16 protein-coding genes are annotated in these 17,890 nt (G+C 62.5%); 12 read left to right on the top strand and 4 right to left on the bottom strand.

Annotation, left to right across the window (positions count from 1 at the left end):
- The first annotated feature begins 67 nt into the window (after window positions 1-67).
- From HCZ30_RS08640 to HCZ30_RS08660, 5 genes are all read left to right on the top strand, one after another.
- A complete protein-coding gene (locus HCZ30_RS08640) occupies window positions 68-517 on the top strand; it encodes a methyltransferase family protein (RefSeq protein ID WP_167637892.1) in 450 nt (149 codons plus the stop codon).
- Between the two features lie 117 nt (window positions 518-634).
- The gene (locus tag HCZ30_RS08645; RefSeq protein ID WP_167637893.1) at window positions 635-2,206 is read left to right on the top strand and encodes a Re/Si-specific NAD(P)(+) transhydrogenase subunit alpha; all 1,572 of its coding nucleotides are present in this window, start codon (window positions 635-637) and stop codon (window positions 2,204-2,206) included.
- A 13-nt stretch (window positions 2,207-2,219) separates the two neighbouring features.
- Window positions 2,220-3,695, top strand: a complete 1,476-nt coding sequence (locus HCZ30_RS08650; RefSeq protein ID WP_167637894.1) for an NAD(P)(+) transhydrogenase (Re/Si-specific) subunit beta — start codon at window positions 2,220-2,222, stop codon at window positions 3,693-3,695.
- Between the two features lie 240 nt (window positions 3,696-3,935).
- Complete coding sequence (locus HCZ30_RS08655; protein ID WP_167637895.1) at window positions 3,936-4,982, top strand: YeeE/YedE family protein; 1,047 nt, start codon at window positions 3,936-3,938, stop codon at window positions 4,980-4,982.
- Window positions 4,983-5,047: 65 nt separating this feature from the next.
- Window positions 5,048-5,623: a thioredoxin family protein gene (locus tag HCZ30_RS08660; protein ID WP_167637896.1), complete on the top strand. Its 576-nt coding sequence runs from the start codon at window positions 5,048-5,050 to the stop codon at window positions 5,621-5,623.
- Here the strand turns inward: HCZ30_RS08660 and HCZ30_RS08665 are convergent, their stop codons facing one another.
- On the bottom strand, window positions 5,624-6,217 hold the full coding sequence (locus HCZ30_RS08665) for a pseudouridine synthase (RefSeq protein WP_167637897.1): 594 nt from the start codon (window positions 6,215-6,217) through the stop codon (window positions 5,624-5,626).
- Between the two features lie 294 nt (window positions 6,218-6,511).
- Here HCZ30_RS08665 and HCZ30_RS08670 point away from each other — a divergent pair, with 294 nt between their 5' ends.
- From HCZ30_RS08670 to HCZ30_RS08700, 7 genes are all read left to right on the top strand, one after another.
- Window positions 6,512-7,690 (top strand): type III PLP-dependent enzyme, encoded by a 1,179-nt coding sequence (locus tag HCZ30_RS08670; protein ID WP_167637898.1) that lies wholly within the window; start codon window positions 6,512-6,514, stop codon window positions 7,688-7,690.
- Between the two features lie 132 nt (window positions 7,691-7,822).
- On the top strand, window positions 7,823-9,106 hold the full coding sequence (locus HCZ30_RS08675) for a DUF3422 family protein (protein ID WP_167638123.1): 1,284 nt from the start codon (window positions 7,823-7,825) through the stop codon (window positions 9,104-9,106).
- 57 nt (window positions 9,107-9,163) lie between these two features.
- On the top strand, window positions 9,164-10,501 hold the full coding sequence (locus HCZ30_RS08680) for an NAD(P)/FAD-dependent oxidoreductase (RefSeq protein WP_167637899.1): 1,338 nt from the start codon (window positions 9,164-9,166) through the stop codon (window positions 10,499-10,501).
- Window positions 10,502-10,566: 65 nt separating this feature from the next.
- A complete protein-coding gene (locus HCZ30_RS08685) occupies window positions 10,567-11,730 on the top strand; it encodes a M20 aminoacylase family protein (RefSeq protein WP_167637900.1) in 1,164 nt (387 codons plus the stop codon).
- A 10-nt stretch (window positions 11,731-11,740) separates the two neighbouring features.
- On the top strand, window positions 11,741-12,664 hold the full coding sequence (locus tag HCZ30_RS08690; RefSeq protein WP_167637901.1) for a Gfo/Idh/MocA family protein: 924 nt from the start codon (window positions 11,741-11,743) through the stop codon (window positions 12,662-12,664).
- On the top strand, window positions 12,661-13,368 hold the full coding sequence (locus HCZ30_RS08695) for a cytidylyltransferase domain-containing protein (protein WP_167637902.1): 708 nt from the start codon (window positions 12,661-12,663) through the stop codon (window positions 13,366-13,368). Before HCZ30_RS08690 ends, HCZ30_RS08695 begins: the two co-directional genes overlap by 4 nt.
- The gene (locus tag HCZ30_RS08700) at window positions 13,361-14,152 is read left to right on the top strand and encodes an SDR family NAD(P)-dependent oxidoreductase (protein ID WP_167637903.1); all 792 of its coding nucleotides are present in this window, start codon (window positions 13,361-13,363) and stop codon (window positions 14,150-14,152) included. Before HCZ30_RS08695 ends, HCZ30_RS08700 begins: the two co-directional genes overlap by 8 nt.
- On the opposite strand, the gene HCZ30_RS08705 is transcribed toward HCZ30_RS08700, so the two are convergent.
- Genes HCZ30_RS08705 through neuC form a run of 3 tightly spaced genes read right to left on the bottom strand, consistent with a single transcriptional unit; the run spans window position 14,139 to window position 17,785 of the window.
- Window positions 14,139-15,434 carry a 3-deoxy-D-manno-octulosonic acid transferase gene (locus tag HCZ30_RS08705; RefSeq protein ID WP_167637904.1) on the bottom strand — a complete coding sequence of 432 codons (1,296 nt, stop codon included), beginning with the start codon at window positions 15,432-15,434 and terminating at the stop codon, window positions 14,139-14,141. The two genes, HCZ30_RS08700 and HCZ30_RS08705, sit on opposite strands and share 14 nt — an antisense overlap.
- A complete protein-coding gene (locus HCZ30_RS08710; RefSeq protein ID WP_348640363.1) occupies window positions 15,427-16,671 on the bottom strand; it encodes a 3-deoxy-D-manno-octulosonic acid transferase in 1,245 nt (414 codons plus the stop codon). The genes HCZ30_RS08705 and HCZ30_RS08710 overlap by 8 nt, the downstream gene beginning before the upstream one ends.
- Window positions 16,664-17,785 (bottom strand): UDP-N-acetylglucosamine 2-epimerase, encoded by a 1,122-nt coding sequence (gene neuC / locus HCZ30_RS08715; protein WP_167637906.1) that lies wholly within the window; start codon window positions 17,783-17,785, stop codon window positions 16,664-16,666. The genes HCZ30_RS08710 and neuC overlap by 8 nt, the downstream gene beginning before the upstream one ends.
- Window positions 17,786-17,890 lie beyond the last annotated feature (105 nt).

Below are 17,890 nucleotides of genomic sequence, written 5' to 3' on the forward strand. Positions count from 1 at the left end.
ATTTGGCCGCACCCTCATACGTCTTTGATCCCGTGACAAGGCACACGTCGCGTTGCACTGTGCACGTATGAAGTGGATCGACATACCGCCCATCTGGTGGGCCGCCTTCGTTGCCCTGTCCTGGTGGATCGGGCGCGCAGAGCTTTTCGGGCTGTCATTCGGCGGTGACTGGATCGGCCTTCTGGCCGGCATTTTCATCGGTGGCGGCCTTATTCTTATTGCTCTTGCAGCATTGGAGATGCGCAAGCAGCGCACCACGATCATCCCGCATATGGAGGCCGACAGGCTCGTTCAGTCGGGCATCTTCAGGCGTACGCGCAATCCGATTTACCTTGGTGACGCGCTGATGCTGCTGGGGTTCATCCTGCGGTTCGACGCGCCCTTGGCGCTGCCGCTTCTGCCGGTGTTTGTGTGGATCATCGAACGTCGCTTCATCATTCCCGAAGAAGACAGACTGCGCAGAAAGTTCAGAATGGACTTCGCACGGTACTGCGAAAAGACCCGCCGTTGGTTGTGAGCGCAAACATGTGACACATTTCGCGGCATACTAAAGAATACAGGTAAGCACGTTCTTGTGAAATATAATTACCTTCGCTAATTCGTCTGTGATGCAAATATTTTAAGGGGGACTGTCGTGAAAATCGGCGCACCTAAGGAGATACTCGACGGCGAGAACCGGGTCGCAATGACTCCGGCCTCGGCCAAGGATCTGCAGAAACTAGGCTACGATTGCCTTATCCAGTCCGGAGCCGGTGAGAACGCGGGCTTTTCCGACGATCTGTATCGTGAAGCCGGTGTTGAAGTTGTCGACGGTGCCAAGGCGCTGTTCGATGCCGCCGACGTCGTGGCCAAGGTCCGCATTCCGACCACCGAAGAAATCGGTATGCTCCGCAAGGACCAGCTGCTGATCACCTTCTTCAACCCCGGTGCCAACGAAGAGGGCCTCAAGCTCGCTTCGGAAAAGGGTGCCAGCGTTATCGCTATGGAAATGGTGCCGCGTATCTCGCGCGCGCAGAAAATGGACGCCCTGTCGTCGATGGCGAACATCGCGGGTTACCGCGCTGTTATCGAAGCCGGTAACAACTTTGGCCGCTTCTTCACCGGTCAGGTCACTGCCGCCGGTAAGGTCCCGCCCGCTAAGGTTCTGGTTGTAGGCGCCGGTGTTGCCGGTCTGGCCGCAATCGGTACGTCGACCTCGCTAGGCGCAATCACCTACGCATTCGACGTTCGTCCCGAAGTGGCCGAGCAGGTTGAATCGATGGGCGCAGAGTTCGTCTACCTCGACTTCGAGGAAGAACAGCAGGACGGCGCTTCGACGGGTGGTTACGCTTCGGTCCAGTCCGAAGAGTTCCGCAACGCACAGCTCAAGAAGTTCCGCGAACTGGCTCCTGAAGTCGATATCGTCATCACCACCGCGCTGATCCCGAACCGCGAAGCTCCCGAGCTTTGGACCAAGGACATGGTGGAAGCCATGAAGCCGGGTTCGGTTATCGTCGACCTCGCCGCCGAAAAGGGCGGTAACTGCAAGATGACCGTCGCGGACGAGAAGTTCGTCACCGAGAACGGCGTCACCATCATCGGCTACACCGACTTCCCGTCGCGTATGGCTGCGCAGGCGTCGACGCTCTACGCGACCAACATCCGCCACATGATGTCTGACCTCACCCCCGAGAAGGACGGTGTGGTTAACCACAACATGGAAGACGACGTGATCCGTTCGTCGACTGTGACCCATGACGGCGCGATCACCTTCCCGCCGCCGCCGCTGAAGGTTCAGGCGATTGCTGCCAAGTCGCAGGAAAAGCCGAAAGAGCTGACGCCGGACGAAAAGAAGGCCAAGGAAGCAGCCGCTTTCAAAGCCCAGACCAAGAGCCAAGTTACGCTTCTCGCCGTCGGCGGCGCGCTGATGCTGCTGGCCGGTCTCTATGCTCCGGCCTCGTTCATGCAGCACTTCATCGTATTCGTGCTGTCGGTCTTCATCGGCTTCCAGGTCATCTGGAACGTTGCGCACTCGCTGCACACCCCGCTGATGGCTGTGACCAACGCGATTTCGTCGATCATCATCCTTGGTGCTCTGATGCAGATCGGGTCGGGTTCGTTCCTCGTTATCATCCTCGCTGCCCTGTCGGTCTTCATGGCCGGTATCAACATCTTCGGCGGCTTCCTCGTGACACGGCGTATGCTCGCCATGTTCCAGAAATCGTAAGGAGTAGGGGACAATGGAATTCGGTTTCACCATCGCGGCCTACGTCGTCGCCGCTGTTCTCTTCATCCTGTCGCTGGGCGGTCTGTCCGGTCAGGAAAGCGCCAAGCGCGCTGTCTGGTACGGCATTGTGGGCATGGGACTCGCCATTGCCGCAACGCTCGTCGGTCCGGGTTCGGGCTTCTGGCTGCTGTCGCTGATCCTCATAGCTGCCGGCGGTGCAATTGGTTATCAGGTCGCCACGAAGGTCCAGATGACCGAGATGCCGCAGCTTGTGGCTGCCATGCACTCGCTCGTCGGTCTGGCTGCGGTTTTTGTGGGCTATGTCGCGCACTTTGAACTGAGCCACGTCATGGACGTCATGGCCGGCATGTCCTCGACCCTGTCGGAAGAGGGCAAGCAGATCATGCTGCACGAAATGGACCTCGGTGCATTCGCGGAGCTTCTGGCACACAAGACCGCCGTCGAGCAGAACATCCTGCGCGTCGAGCTGTTCCTCGGTATCTTCATCGGTGCCGTGACCTTTACCGGTTCGGTCATCGCCTACGGCAAGCTGGCTGGCAAAGTCACCTCGAAGGCCGAAAAGCTGCCGGGTGGTCACATCCTGAACGCCGCTGCGGCTGCGCTCTCGGTGATCTGTCTGATCTGGTACTTCAACACCGGCGGCTTCTTCCCGCTGTTCCTGATGACGCTCGCTGCGCTGTTCATCGGCTATCACCTGATCATGGGCATCGGCGGCGCCGACATGCCGGTCGTGGTGTCGATGCTCAACTCCTACTCGGGCTGGGCGGCGGCTGCTATCGGCTTCAGCCTTGGCAACGACCTTCTGATCGTTGTTGGTGCTCTGGTCGGCTCGTCGGGTGCGATCCTGTCGTACATCATGTGTAAGGCAATGAACCGTTCGTTCGTATCGGTAATCCTCGGCGGCTTCGGTGGCACCACCGGTCCGGCAATGGAAGTCGAAGGCGAGCAGATCGCAATCGACGCCGACGGCGTTGCACAGTCGCTCGAAGATGCCGACAGCGTTGTCATCGTTCCGGGTTACGGTATGGCCGTTGCGCAAGCACAGCAGAATGTCGCTGAACTGACCCGCCGCCTGCGTGCGAAGGGCAAGGAAGTCCGCTTTGCGATCCACCCCGTTGCCGGTCGTCTGCCGGGTCACATGAACGTGCTTCTCGCCGAAGCCAAGGTGCCCTACGACATCGTGCTGGAAATGGACGAGATCAACGACGACTTCCCCGAGACCGACGTTGTGATCGTTATCGGCTCGAACGACATCGTGAATCCGGCCGCTCAGGAAGATCCGAACTCGCCCATCGCTGGTATGCCGGTTCTAGAAGTCTGGAAAGCGAAACAGGTGTTCGTGTCCAAGCGCGGTCAGGGCACCGGTTACTCGGGCATCGAGAACCCGCTGTTCTACAAGGAAAACACCCGCATGTTCTACGGCGACGCGAAGAAGTCGCTGGACGAGCTGCTCGGCAAAATCCAGTAAGACAAGCGCAATCAAGACAGGAAAGCCCCGCTCCGGCGGGGCTTTTTCTTTGTGCGGGGCAAATTAGGGAGCCTTTACCACCGGGGCGGAACAATCACTTCTGACCGTTGGTATTCATATTTATGAATTAGTGATTCCGTTCTGCCTGTACGGCCATACCGAAACATTTGTTCTTTGCGCGGCCCTTGCGCGTCCGAAAGGATAGCCCTAGGTGGTCCTCCGAATTTTCGGAGAATACCCATGTACGAAACTCTGCCTTTCGAAAACTATACTCCCGCCGAACTGTCGGTTTGGCTCGGTCTGATTGTCGGTGTTCTGTTTGGTGCGCTGGCGCTCGTCAGCGGTTTCTGTCTGCGTCGCGCAATTGCAGGTGACAAAGGCGAGCGTGCGGCGGCTGGTGCGGCTTGGGCGTTGGCCCTCGCGGTCGCTGTGATCGGCACGCAGTATGTTGTGTCCCTCGGTGTGCTGGACCTCGGCGGTCACCGCTTCATGACCGGCGATCTGCCGATTGTCGCGATTGTCGGCGGCGGTCTGCTGTTCGGTATCGGCATGGTGCTGGCCCGTGGTTGCGCCGCCCGTCTGACCGTTCTGGCGGCATCGGGGAACCTGCGCGCGGCAACTGTCGTGCTGGTGTTCGCCGTTGTGGCCCACGCCACGCTCAAGGGCCTGCTGTCCTCTTGGCGCGTTGCTGCGGGGTCGGTGACTGTGCCTTACGGCGGCACCCTTCCGCTACCGGGTTGGCTCTGGGGTGTTGCCTTTGCTGCGCTGGCCATCGCGCTGATCGTGAAATCGCGCGCAAGCTGGACCACCCTCGTGCCTGCCGCGCTGCTGGGCCTGCTGGTGCCAGCCGCTTGGGCCGGTACGGGTTACGTGCTGAACGATCCCTTCGACCCTATCACCATCGAGAGCCTCGCTTTCACCTCCACTTGGACCGAGAGCCTGTTCTACGTCATCGCCTCGACCGCCGTTGCGCCGACCTTCGGCACCGCGCTGATCGCTGGTACGCTAGTCGGATCGCTGGTCATCTCGCTGCTGACGGGCCGTTTCCAGTGGCAGAGCTTCGAAAGCGCGGGCCAGACCGGTCGCTACCTCGCGGGTGCTGCGCTGATGGGCTTCGGCGGTGTTCTGGCTGGCGGCTGCACCATCGGTGCGGGTCTGGCTGGCGTGCCGCTTCTGTCGGTCGCTGCGGTCCTCGCGCTGGTCTCCATGATTGCAGGTGCGCGTATTACCGCAGTCCTGCTTGAGCGCCGCGCGTCGATCTCCCCCGCGCTGGTGCCCGCCGAATAAGCCCGCATTTCGGGAAATTCGATAAACGTGCTATGATCCTCCCCGCGATAGGGGAGGATTTTTTCATGAAGCGTAGACGTTTTGTGATGGGCGCGGCTGCCACTGTTCTCGCTGGCTCCGCGCGCGCCGACGTGGTTATGAGGGATGACGGGCTGCACGATCAGCCGTTTTTCCTCGATAGCTTTCTCGAACTGCAATACGACCTCGAAGACGCCGACGCCGCAGGGAAGGGGCTGATTATCCTCGTCGAGCAGCGCGGCTGCCCGTATTGCAAGGAACTGCACGAGGTAAACTTCGAGCGGCCAGAGATCACCGACTACCTCACCGCCAATTTCGACGTGGTGCAACTCGACCTGTGGGGCTCGCGCGGGATGGTTGGGTTCGATGGTGTGGAGCGCGAGGAGAAGAGCCAGATCGCCTCATGGGGCGTCAGTTTTACGCCCACCCAGATGTTCTACACGCTGGAGGACGGCGCCCCGAAAGAGGTGTTCCGGATGCCCGGTTACTTCAAACCGTTCCACCATATGTCCGCGCTGGAATACGTGGCGACGGGTGCTTACGCGGACCAGCCTTTCCAGCGGTTCTTGCAGGACAAGTTCGCAGCATTGGCAGAGCAGGGGATCGACCCAGAGGTCTGGTGATCAGTATTTGCGCTTGAAACGGCGTTTGGGCTGCGGTTTGGGCGCGGCCACTTCGACCTCGCGCCATTCACCAGGGGCGAGGCCAGCCACGCTCCATTCCCCAATCTGCCACCGCACGAGCCGCAGCGTCGGCAGACCCACGGCGGCGGTCATGCGGCGAACCTGACGGTTGCGGCCTTCGGTGATCGTCATCTCGATCCAGCGGTCGGGAATCGACTTGCGGAAACGGACGGGCGGATTGCGCTCCCACAGATCGGGCGGGTCGATCAGGCGGACCTTCGCAGGGCGGCAGGGGCCGTCGTTCAGCGCAACGCCATCGCGCAGCGGCTGGAGGTCGGCGTCGCTCGGATCGCCCTCGACCTGCACCAGATAGGTCTTCGGCTCTTTGTACTTCGGATTGCTGATCGCCGCCTGAAGCGGTCCGTGATCCGTCAGCAGCAAAAGCCCCTCGGAATCGCGGTCGAGTCGCCCCGCCGGATAGACCGATGGAATCGTCAGATGGTCGCTGAGCGTCGCGCGCGGTGTCGGATTCTTGGTATCCGTGAACTGCGAGAGCACATCGAAGGGTTTGTTGAACAGGATCAGTCTGGCCATACCATTCCTCTACACGGAGCAGCTGCGGTTTGGCGAGGGGATCTTTTGATCAAAACCGACGGAAAAATGACGGTTTTGATCATAAAAACCAGTGCTTTGGCGCCGACCGGAAAGTTTTTTCGGGGCGCACCAAAATTTTTGTTGAAAACGCACTACGTTTAGATCAAACGCCCGCTCCAAGACGCCAACGCACGCGCCTCTGGCCGGTAAAGCAGTTACGCTGAACGTGTTACAGCAGCGACGGTAACGTCTCCATTGGAAGTGAGCGGTCATATATGGCCGGGTCTATAGGAGATGACCATGACTTATGCTGTAGCAGGGGCGCAATCCGCCTCTCAGCACCCCATGTCCGCACGTCTGGACGCTTACGTCGCCAATAACGAATTCGACCGTCCGACCCTGATCGTCGACGTCGATCGCGTGGAAGAGCAGTTCAACGCTCTCAAAGCAGGTCTGGGCCGCGCTGACATCCACTACGCTGTCAAAGCCAACCCCGCTCTGGAAATCATCAGCCGCCTCGTGTCGCTCGGCTCGCACTTCGATGCCGCATCGCGCGGCGAGATCGAAATCTGCCTGTCGCAGGGTGCCCGTCCCGAGACCATCTCGTTCGGCAACACCATCAAGCGTCCGGCGGACATCGCGTGGGCTTACAACGCTGGCATCCGCCTGTTCGCCGCCGACGCCGACGAAGAGCTGGAAAAGATCGCAGAGCACGCACCCGGCTCTGACGTATACATCCGCCTGATCGTCGAAGTCAGCCAGGCCGACTGGCCGCTGACCCGCAAGTTCGGCTGCGACAAGGACACCGCGATCCGCCTTCTGGACGTCGCCAAGTCGCTCGGCCTGAACCCTGTCGGTTTCTCGTTCCACGTCGGTTCGCAGACCCGCAAGGCAGAGATGTGGGAGCCGTCGCTCGACGCGCTCGCAGAGATCTGGCACGCAGGCAAAGCAGCCGGTCACGACCTGACCCTGCTGAACATCGGTGGCGGTTTCCCTGCCTTCTACGGCGAGGCCATTCAGGCACCGACCGACTACGCCGCTGCGGTCATGGAAATGATCAACGCCAAGTTCGGCGACGTTGCCACCATCATGGCAGAGCCGGGCCGCGGCATGGTTGCCGAAGCCGGTGTGATCGCCTGCGAAGTGCTGCTCGTGTCCCGCAAGTCGGACCGCGACGTTCACCGCTGGGTCTACCTGTCGATCGGCCGTTTCTCGGGTCTGGCAGAGACCGAAGGCGAGGCGATCCGCTACCAGTTCGAAACCCCGCGTGACAACGACGCAATGGGTCCGTGCATCATGGCCGGTCCGTCCTGCGACTCCGCCGACGTTCTGTACGAAAAGCGCCCGATGCCGCTGCCGCTGACCCTGAAGGCCGGCGACCGCGTTCTGATCCGCAACACGGGTGCCTACACCTCGACCTACTCGTCGGTCTGTTTCAACGGCTTCCCTCCGCTGGACGTGGTTTGCATCTGACCACCTGACATGAAAAGCGGCACACGGTATACCATCGTGTGCCGCTAAATATTTAAAAACACTGCAAAAATCGTTTTGCGTGCGCGGGAAGCCCCGCTAGTGTCCATCGTTATAGACTGAGCGCTGATGACGATGACACCGATCCAAGACCACGACCTCCGCTATCCTTTGTCGAACGAGCTTCACGCCCGTCCGTTTCCCGTCATGTCCGCACCGGGCCGTGCGGCCTATCTCGCGATCAAACCCGCGAACGGCAACAAAGGCCGCGACAGGGATGCGGAACGCGCGCACCTCATCGCGCTGCTCGACCGTTTCGGCGCGTCGCATCCGCAGCCGGGGGCGACGCACTATTTCGGCCAGATCGGAAAGCACTGGCTGAAGTGGGAAAGCCACACCGAATTCGTGACCTACACCATCATCGGTGACGGCGTGGCCGAGCGTCCGTTCGACGCCGGAACCTTCCGCCTGTTCCCCGACGACTGGCTCGCGGGTGCGCCGGGGGTGCGGATCACCTCGGCCCTTATCCGCATCGAAGCGATGCCGACCGAGGACGACATGGTGCAGCGCATCGACGACTGGTTCGTGGGCGAGAGCCTCGCCGTCAGCTGGTGCGTCGACCGTCATCTGGTGATCGCGGGCGATTACCGCATCGACTCCGCCGGTCACATGCGTTTCGCGGTCTTCGCCGCCCCGCATTGCGGCAAGCGCCGTATCGGACGCGTGGTGCAGCGGCTGTGCGAGATCGAAACCTACAAGACGATGGCGATGCTCGGCTTTGCGGAAGCGCGGGAGATCTCTCCCAAACTAGGCGACACCGAAACGCGGCTGCTGGACCTTGTGACAGGCATGACGTCGGACCAGATCGAACCGTCGGAGACGCTCCATGCGCTGCTCGGCGTGTCGGCTGAACTGGAAAAGATGGTCGCCCAGACCTCGTTCCGTTTCGGCGCGACGGCGGCTTATGAAAACATCGTCAACGACCGGATCGAGGTCCTGCGCGAAGAACGCTTCGGCGGGCGCCAGATGTTCAGCGAGTTCATGAAACGCCGTTTCGATCCCGCGATGCGCACCGTCAAATCGACCGAAGCGCGGATGCGCGACGTCTCGACCCGCGCCATGCGCGCCGCCGACCTGCTGCGCACCCGTGTGGACGTGGACCGCTCGGCCCAGAACCAAGCGCTGCTGACCAGCATGGACCGCCGTTCGGACCTGCAACTGCGGCTCCAGCACACGGTTGAAGGGCTCTCTGTCGTAGCGATCAGCTACTACGCGCTAAACCTCGTGCTCTACATGCTCGCCCCAGCGGAGAAGCTGCTGCACATCGAGAAATACTGGCTCTACGCCACTGTCACGCCCGTCGTGGTGATTGCGGTGTGGTTGACGCTGCGGCGCATCCAGAAGTCGATGGCCCACTAAGTAATTGTGCTTGCGGGCTTTCACGGCGCGGGGCAGCCTGAGCGTGGAGGCCCCGCCATGATTTTCCCGATTCACGACAAATCCCCGATTGAACACGATGCACCGCTGCCCGTTGCGGCGGACTGCGTTGTCATTGGCGGCGGCGTTGTCGGCGTCATGACCGCGTGGGAACTGGCGCGAAAGAACCTGCGCGTGGTGCTCTTGGAAAAAGGCCGCGTGGCGGGAGAGCAGTCCTCGCGAAACTGGGGTTGGATCAGGGCGCAGGGGCGCGATCCGGCGGAACTGCCGATTGTCCTTGAAGCGCAAACGATGTGGCGCGAGATGGCAGAGGAAGCGGGCGAGAATATCGGCCTGCGCCAAGGCGGCACCGCCTACATGGCCCGCACAGAAGACGAGATGCAGGCTTACGAGAAATGGATCGGCTACGCCCGCGATGTGGGGCTGGACACCCGCATGGTCACGCTGGGCGAGGTCGGCAAGTTTATCCCGTCGAAGCGCTGGATCGGCGCGATGTACACCCCGTCCGACATGAAGGCCGAACCTTGGAAGGCCGTCCCCGCGATGGCCCGCGCCGCCGTCAGGGCAGGGGTGACGATCATCGAAAACTGCGCTGTACGCGGGCTGGATATGGCGACGGGCAAGGTCGCGGGCGTTGCGACCGAAAAGGGCCGCATCAGAGCGGATGCCGTGGTGCTGGCCGGCGGGGCGTGGTCCTCGCTGTTCCTGCGCAAGCATGGCGTTTCGGTCCCGCAGTTGTCGGTCCGCGCGACGGTCTCCGCAACCAAACCTCTGCCCGAGGTTTTCGCGGGCGGAGGGGTCGATGACGAATTCGCGTTCCGCCACCGCGCCGACGGGGGCTATTCGCTGGCCGCCTCGGATAACCACACGTTCTTCATCGGGCCGGATGCATTCCGCGCGCTGCCGAAGTACCTCAAGCAGCTCGCCGCCGATCCCAAGGGGAACAGCTATCGCCCGACCGCGCCCAAGGGCTTCCCCGATGCGTGGACGACGCAGCGCAAGTGGGCCGATGACGAGGTCACGCCGTTCGAGCGGATGCGCATCCTCAACCCCGCGCCGGATATGGAGCGCGTTGAACTCACCCGCGCCCGTTTCGAGCGCGCATTCCCGCAGCTCGGCAAGGTCGAGATCGCGACCGCTTGGGCGGGAATGATCGACACGATGCCGGACGTGGTGCCGATCATCGACCACGTCCCAATGCTCCCCGGCCTGACGCTGGCGACAGGGATGAGCGGCCACGGTTTCGGAATCGGACCTGGCGTCGGGCGGGTGACGGCGCGGCTCGTGGCGGGCGAGGACCCGCAGTACGACCTCACGCGCTTCCGTTTTGACCGGTTCAGCGACGGATCGCCCATCGAACTGGGCCCGAGCCTCTGATCCCGCTTGCGGCTAGGGCGGCCATGCTTCACCCTATAGGCAAATTTTAAGAAATGGAGGGCACCTTGCCCGTCAAAAACCGCCTTGCCGAACTGCATTCCGAAATCACCGAATGGCGACGTGATTTCCATGAGAACCCCGAAATCCTGTTCGAGACGCACCGCACCTCGGCGCGCGTGGCCGAACTGCTGACCGCGTTCGGTTGTGACGAAGTCACGACCGGCATCGGGCGCACGGGCGTGGTTGGCGTCATCAAAGGCAAAACCGACACGCGCGGCGCTGTCATCGGCCTGCGCGCCGATATGGACGCGCTGCCGATCCTTGAGGCGACCAATCTGCCCTACGCGTCCAAGACCGAGGGCGCGATGCATGCCTGCGGCCACGATGGTCACACCGCAATGCTGCTGGGCGCTGCGAAGTACCTGACCGAGACTCGCAATTTCGACGGCACGGTCGTGGTGATCTTCCAGCCCGCCGAAGAAGGCGGCGGGGGTGGCCGCGAGATGTGCGAAGACGGCATGATGGACCGCTGGGGCGTTCAGGAAGTCTACGGCATGCACAACTGGCCCGGAATGCCGCTCGGCAAATTCGCGATCCGTCCGGGATCGTTCTTTGCCGCGACCGACCAGTTCGAGATCTTCGTCAAAGGCAAAGGCGGCCACGCTGCCAAGCCTCACGAGGGCATCGACCCCGTTGTGACCGCTTCGCAGATCGTCTCGTCCCTGCAATCCATCGCGTCCCGCAACGTCGATCCGGTGGAGCAGGTGGTCGTCTCTGTGACGTCGGTCGAAACCAGCTCCAAGGCGTTCAACGTCATCCCGCAGCAGGTCCACCTCAAGGGCACCGTCCGCACGCTGACCGCCGAGAACCGCGATCTGGCGCAGGCGCGTCTGACCAAGCTCGCGCAGTCGGTGGCCGAAGGCTTCGGCGCGGAAGCAGAGGTCAAATACTATCGCGGCTATCCGGTCATGGTGAACCACGAAGAGCAGACCGAGTTCGCGGCCGAGGTCGCCAAGGGTATCTCCGGCCAGTGTGATGAGGCTCCGCTCATCATGGGCGGCGAGGATTTCGCCTACATGCTGGAGGAACGTCCGGGGGCGTACATCCTTGTGGGTAACGGCGATACCGCGCCCGTCCACCACCCCGAGTATAACTTCAACGACGATGCCATTCCCGCCGGCACCAGCTGGTGGGCAGAGATCGTCGAGCGGCGGATGCCGGCAGCCTGACGGGGGAGCCATGCGGATCAAGGTCATCGGTGCGGGCTCCATCGGGCGCCGCCATCACGACAACCTTTTGTCGCTGGGCATCGACAGCACGCTGGTGCCGTGGCGCGAGTACAGCCCTGCGGTGATGGACGATGCGGACGCGGTGGTGATCGCCACCGCGACCGACGTACGTGTCGGCCCGATCGGTGACGCAGCAGAGCGCAATCTGCCGATGTACATCGAAAAGCCCGTCGCCTTCCGCCCCGAAGACCTCGTGCGGATCGAGCATATGAGCCGCGAGGTCGCTGAAAAGTCGGTTGTGGGCCTGATGATGCGCTATCACCCCGCGTTCCGCCTCCTCGCCGATCAGGATGTCAGCGACGCAGTGCGGTTCTCGCTCGATATCGGGCATGACGTGACGCAGTGGCGGCAGAACTGGCTGTTTTCCGAAAGCTACGCGGCAAAGCCCAACGGCGGCGGCGTGCTGCTCGACCTCTGCCACGAGATCGACATGGCCTCCGTCCTGTTTCCGGGACTGATGCTGGAGGGCGTCTATTGCCTCGGCCACGACAGCTATCCCGAGGTCGATATGTCCTCTCGTCTGACGCTCGTGTCGCCCAAGGGAGCGGCGGGCAGTGTGGGGATGGATTATCTGACGCCGAAGCTGCACCGCCGTGCGGTCGTTTATGGTTATGAGCGGATGTACGACTTCGACTTTGCAGCGCAACACTATGTCATCACTGACGAAAACGGCCCGCGCACGGTTGGCCGCGAGATGGAGCGCAACGAGATGTTCGTCGGCATCACCGGCGACTGGCTGCGTATCCTGCGCGGTGAAGAACCCGAAAACAGGCTCGTTCCCCGTCTTGACCGTGTGAGTGAAAGCACGGCACTGACGGCAACAGCATGGGCTGCGCGGCAGTTCTACGGGACGATTGAAAAGGAAATTCCATGATCCTCGGTCATATCGGCGTGCGGGCAGGCTCCAAGGGCGTGCCGCGCAAGAATTTCAAACCGATTTGCGGCAAGCCCCTGATCGACTGGTCGCTGGAGCAACTGCTGGAGCACGCGCAGGTGGACGCCGTTGTCGTTTCGACCGACGACGAAGAGATCTACGAACACGCGGTTGCCAAGGGCACGCTCGCCATCGGTCTGCGCCCCGACCACCTCGCCACGGATGGCGCGGGCAAATGGGGCGTCTGGCAGCACGCGCTGGAAGCGTCCGAGGCGCTGATCGGCAAGGTCGACGCGTTCCTCGACCTTGATGCCACATCGCCGCTGCGGTTGCCGTCGGACATCACGGACGCGCTGGCGCTCTATGAGGCGGAAAAGCCCGACATGGTGATGTCCTGCTGCGAGGCGCGCAAGAACCCGTATTTCAACCTCGTCGAACCTGACGAGACAGGGGCGCTACATGTGTCCAAACCGCTCCCCGGCGGTGTGGTGGCGCGTCAGGCGGCGCCGACCGTCTTTGAGCATGCGGCGAGCACCTATGTCGTCAAACCCGACTATCTGAAGACCGAGAAGTCGCTCTACGAGGGCCGCGTGATCCCCTACATCATGCCGACCGAGCGCTGTGTCGACATCGACAGCCCGTTCGATTTCAAGCTCGTCGAATTCCTGCTGACTGAACAACTGAAAGAGGCCGCGAATGGCTGATCAACTCAAAGGCCGCACCGTATTCATCACCGGCTCGGGCGGCGTGCTCGGCTCGACCTATGTGCGCCGCATGCTGGACGAGGGCGCGCGCGTCATCGCCTCCGACCTCAAGGGCCACCGCGCCGACGCGCTGATCGAAAAGCACGGCGCGAACGAGAACTTCCGTTTCTATGACCTCGATGTGGGCGACGAAGACGGCTGCACCGAGATTTTCCAGCGCATCCTCAAGGACGGTTGGGAGCCGAACGTGGTCCTCAACAACGCTGCGATTACAGGCGAGCTGTTGATGGGCGCGGGCAAGCCGTTCCCCGATTTCGCCGACACCAGTGTCGAGGATTTCGAGCGCACTCTGCGCACCAACCTCACCGGCGCGTTCATGATCGCCCGCCAGATGGACCGCGATATCGTCGGCAAATGGCCGTGCACGCTGGTCAACGTCGCGTCGATGTACGCGCTGAACGGTGCGCACCACCCGATCTATGACGGGATGCCATTCAAGAACTTCTCGGCCTACGGCGTGACCAAAGCGGGTATCCACGGCCTGACCGTCTGGCTCGCGGGCTACTGGGCGCCGCGCAAGGCGACCGTGAACACCATCGCGCCGGGTGCGGTGTTCAACAACCACTCCGAAGAATTCCAGAAGCGCGTGGGCGAGCTGATCATGGCTGGCCGCATGTGCGAACCGGACGAAATCGCGGACGTAATGCTGTTCCTCGCCAGCCCGCAGTCGGGCTACATGACGGGCCAGCTCGTGAATGTGGACGGCGGCTTCAGCGCGTGGTGAACTGTTTCACCGCTTGAAGCGTTTTCTTCACAGCGCCCGTATGGGCCGCGAAAAATGCGTTGATAGTATCGGCGCTGGCTTTCGGGCCGGCCTCGATTGCTTTGATAAGCTCGGCTTCGGTCTGGACGTGCGTGCAGACGCCCGCCGCGATGGCTTCGACGGCGGGATACTCGATGGTCCAGATCTCAGGGCCGACGATGACAGGTTTCTTGAGCGCGAGCGGCTCGATCACGTTATGCGCGCCGTGGGGCGTGAAGCCGCCGCCGACAATCGCTTCGTCCGACATGGCAAGGTAGAAGTACATCTCGCCGAGGCTGTCACCAAGCAGCACATCAATCTCGGGCGCTTGGCCGGAATACATCAAATCCGCATCGAAAGTCGTTGATCTCTCAGCCACTTTTAGGCCCGCCGCGCGGAGCATCTCGCCCACCTCGGCGAACCGTTCGGGCTTGCGCGGGACATAGACAAAGAGCGGCGCGTCGGGGCCGCGCGTGGCTTTGATCGCGGCGACGTAGGTGTCGTCTTCGCCCTCGACGGCTGAGGTGATGGTGATCACGCGGCGGTGCGGCGCGAGCCATTGGCGGGCGGTTTCGCCGCGCTCCACCAGATGCGGCGGGATGGGTTGTTCGAACCGTGTCTCGCCCGTCACCGCGATATGCTCGACGCCGATAGAGGCGAAGCGGTCGCGTTGCAGATCGGATTTGACCAGCGCGCCCGCAAAGCCGCGCATCAGATCCGCGCGGGCTTTGGTTTTGGTGGTGTCGCGCAGGTAGCTTTTCGATGGGTACTGGGCGTTGCACATGAAGAGCGGCACGCCCTTGCGGCGGCACTCCATAATCATGACGGGCCAGATTTCGATCTCCATCACCAGCCCGTATTTGGGGGCGAAGGCGTTGAAAAAACGGCGGAACGTCCAGCGATATTCGAACGGTACCCAGACGGGGCGGAGGTTGCCTGACGCAATGTCGGCGGCAAACACACGCTCCGCCTCGCGGCGACCGGCGGGGGTGAAATGGGTGGTGACGACCTTTTCGCCGCGATCCAGAAGCTCGCGGATCAGCGGCACGGCGGATCGCAGCTCGCCCAGCGATACGGCATGGACCCAGACGGCATTCGGCATCGGGGCGTAGCTGCCGAAACGTTCGCCGAGGTGCTGGCCGTAGAGGGCATCCTTGCGCGCACGCCGCCAGAGGTAGACCATGATCAGCGGGAAGCCGACGATCCAGATCAGACGATAGAGCAGCATCCAGCGGCGCAAACGGAAGGTCGGAAAATCAGCCATCGATCAGTTCCAGCAGGCGAGCGGCGAGCGCGGCCTTTCGGTCGAATTCGGCACTGCGGGTGGCTTCGGCCTTGGCGCGGGTGCGGGTAGTGTCGGCGAGGGCCGCGATGATCTCCTGCGCGCTGGTGGCCAGCGTTGCGCCGCCGTCCGACAGCGCGGCGTAGTCGTTGGCAAAGTTCGCCGTGCGCGGGCCGTGGATGACCGCGCAGCCGAGTGCGATGGCCTCCCACGGGTTATGGCCTTCGATGTCCGAAAACGTGCCGCCGATCAGCGCGGCGTCGGCGAGGCGATACCACAGGCCAAGCTGCCCAAAGGTATCGGCAACGATCACGTCGACGGCGGTGTCGGGCAGGCCATCCGACCAACGCGCGGCGGTCAGACCCTCGGCGCGGCAGGTCGTCAGGATGTCATCAACGCGGCCAAGAAGGCGCGGCGCGATGACCAGAGTGCGTTGGCCTTTAAGCTGCTTTTGCGCGGCAATCGCCAGCGCCTCGTCTGCCGGATGGGACGGCGCGTTGACCCAGAACGGGCCGCGCGGGGCAAGCTGCGCGCGCGCCTCCGGCCAATCGGCGAGGGGCGGGGCCACGGGTTTAAGCGAGCCGGAAACGGAAACCTCAGCCGCACCGAGCGCCTTCAGGTTCTGCGCTGTGTCGTCCTCCTGCGCGTCGATCAGCGACATGCAGTCCAGCGCGGCTTTGTAGAGCTTGTGCGCCCGCTGCCGCTTTGCCAGCGCTGCGCCGTTCAGGCGGGCGTTGACCATCGCTTGCGGAATGCCGCGCGCGGCAGCGTCCCAGACGATACCCGGCCAGAGGTCCTGCTCGGCCCAGATGCCCAAGTTCGGCTGCCAGTAGTCCAGAAACGCGCCAGAGGCTTTGGGCGTGTCCAGCGGCAGGAACTGGTGGATCGTGCCCTCGATCGGGTTGTTCGCGAAGGCCGTAGCGGAGGACGCCGCCGAGGACGTGATGAGCACGTTCAAATCCGGCCGCGCCGAGCGCATGAGTGAAACCAGACCGCGCAGGGCCAGCACCTCGCCCACGCCGACGCCGTGCATCCAGACCAGCGGCCCGTTGGGGCGGCCCGTCGACGGCTGGCCGAGCTTTTCGTGCCAGCGGTCGGGGTCCTCTTTGCCCTTCGCGAGCCGCGACCGCAGAATGCGCGGCGCGAAGGGTTCGATCAGGCGCGTGGAGGTGCGGTAAAACCGCATCGCACGCGGCATGGTGCGGTGGGGGTCAGCCACGGTCCGCAAATGCCTTTTGCATGTCGAGCGCCCAGAAGTCGGGGTCGTTCAGGATCTCGACAAAGCGGTCGGCGGCGCGGCCTTCGCCAAACGCATCGTGACGCGGGAAACGCTTGCCCCAGATGTCCGACAGGAAGCCGCTGATCGTCTCGGTATCGTAGGCCGACACATGCGTGATGCTGTCCGCGACCGAGCGGTTGGTCTGGCGCGTGCCGACATCGAGCGACGGCGTGCCGAGGAACGGGGCCTCGCGGACGCCCGCGCTGGAGTTGCCGATCATCGCGGATGCGTTCTTCATCAGCTCCGAGAAATGCGCGAAACGCATCGACGGCAGGACGTGGAAACGGTCTCGGGGCAGGGTGTCGATCACCGCGCGGATGTCGTCCGAACCGGGGTCGTTGTTCGGCGCGATCAAAACGAAGTTCCGGCCCGAAGCGGTCAGCGCCTCGTAAAGCGACTTGGCCTGCGCGCCCATCGTGTCCGCTTCGGACGTGACGGGGTGGAAAACCACGATGCCGAAGTCGTCGAACGGAATGCCGTAGCGCGCCTTCACGTCTTCCATCGACACGCCCGAGGGCTTCGAATGGAAATCCAGCTCCGGAGAGCCGATGACGTGGATCGCCTGTTCCGGCTCGCCCAGTGCCATCACGCGGCGGCCAGCATCGGCCGAGGACACGAAGTGGTAGGTCGAAAGCTTCGAATTACAGTGGCGGAAAATCTCGTCGATGGTGCCCGACACCTCGCCGCCTTCGATATGGGCGGAGCGGTAGTAGTTCGTCGCGCAGACAAGAGCGCAGGCCAACGCCTCCACGCGGTCGCCGTGAAGGACCACCAGATCGGGCTGGAATTCGAGGCAGTAGTCCGAAAACCCGATGACCGTCTTGGCAAGGATCATGTCCTGCGGATCGCCTTCGCGCTGGTTCAGGAATTCGTGGACAGCGACGCCCGGCACGCGGTGAACCTCGATTTTGGTCAGACCGTACTGGCGCAGCATGTGCATACCAGTGACAAAGAACGACACGTCGAAACCCGCATCGCGGGCCGCGATGGCAAGGGGTTCGAGTTTGCCGAAATCGGCGCGGGTGCCGGTTACAAACAGGATCTTACGGGTCATGGCGCCTCGGTCATCAGTTGCTTGGAACATAGGAAAATCGGGCAGCAACGGCAATCACTTGCGGTAGACAATCCGCCCCCTCGTGCCTAAGTTCGCCGCAAACCG

It is taken from the genome of Marivivens donghaensis, assembly GCF_011806565.1.
Classification (GTDB): domain Bacteria; phylum Pseudomonadota; class Alphaproteobacteria; order Rhodobacterales; family Rhodobacteraceae; genus Marivivens; species Marivivens donghaensis_A.

Bases quoted from the DNA above. Each gene is read 5' to 3' on its own strand.
- HCZ30_RS08640 (WP_167637892.1), top strand. From the start codon at position 68: ATGAAGTGGATCGACATACCGCCCATCTGGTGGGCCGCCTTCGTTGCC.
- HCZ30_RS08650 (WP_167637894.1), top strand. From the start codon at position 2,220: ATGGAATTCGGTTTCACCATCGCGGCCTACGTCGTCGCCGCTGTTCTC.
- HCZ30_RS08655 (WP_167637895.1), top strand. From the start codon at position 3,936: ATGTACGAAACTCTGCCTTTCGAAAACTATACTCCCGCCGAACTGTCG.
- HCZ30_RS08660 (WP_167637896.1), top strand. From the start codon at position 5,048: ATGAAGCGTAGACGTTTTGTGATGGGCGCGGCTGCCACTGTTCTCGCT.
- HCZ30_RS08665 (WP_167637897.1), bottom strand. From the start codon at position 6,217: ATGGCCAGACTGATCCTGTTCAACAAACCCTTCGATGTGCTCTCGCAG.
- HCZ30_RS08670 (WP_167637898.1), top strand. From the start codon at position 6,512: ATGACCATGACTTATGCTGTAGCAGGGGCGCAATCCGCCTCTCAGCAC.
- HCZ30_RS08675 (WP_167638123.1), top strand. From the start codon at position 7,823: ATGACACCGATCCAAGACCACGACCTCCGCTATCCTTTGTCGAACGAG.
- HCZ30_RS08680 (WP_167637899.1), top strand. From the start codon at position 9,164: ATGATTTTCCCGATTCACGACAAATCCCCGATTGAACACGATGCACCG.
- HCZ30_RS08690 (WP_167637901.1), top strand. From the start codon at position 11,741: ATGCGGATCAAGGTCATCGGTGCGGGCTCCATCGGGCGCCGCCATCAC.
- HCZ30_RS08695 (WP_167637902.1), top strand. From the start codon at position 12,661: ATGATCCTCGGTCATATCGGCGTGCGGGCAGGCTCCAAGGGCGTGCCG.
- HCZ30_RS08700 (WP_167637903.1), top strand. From the start codon at position 13,361: ATGGCTGATCAACTCAAAGGCCGCACCGTATTCATCACCGGCTCGGGC.
- HCZ30_RS08705 (WP_167637904.1), bottom strand. From the start codon at position 15,434: ATGGCTGATTTTCCGACCTTCCGTTTGCGCCGCTGGATGCTGCTCTAT.
- neuC (WP_167637906.1), bottom strand. From the start codon at position 17,785: ATGACCCGTAAGATCCTGTTTGTAACCGGCACCCGCGCCGATTTCGGC.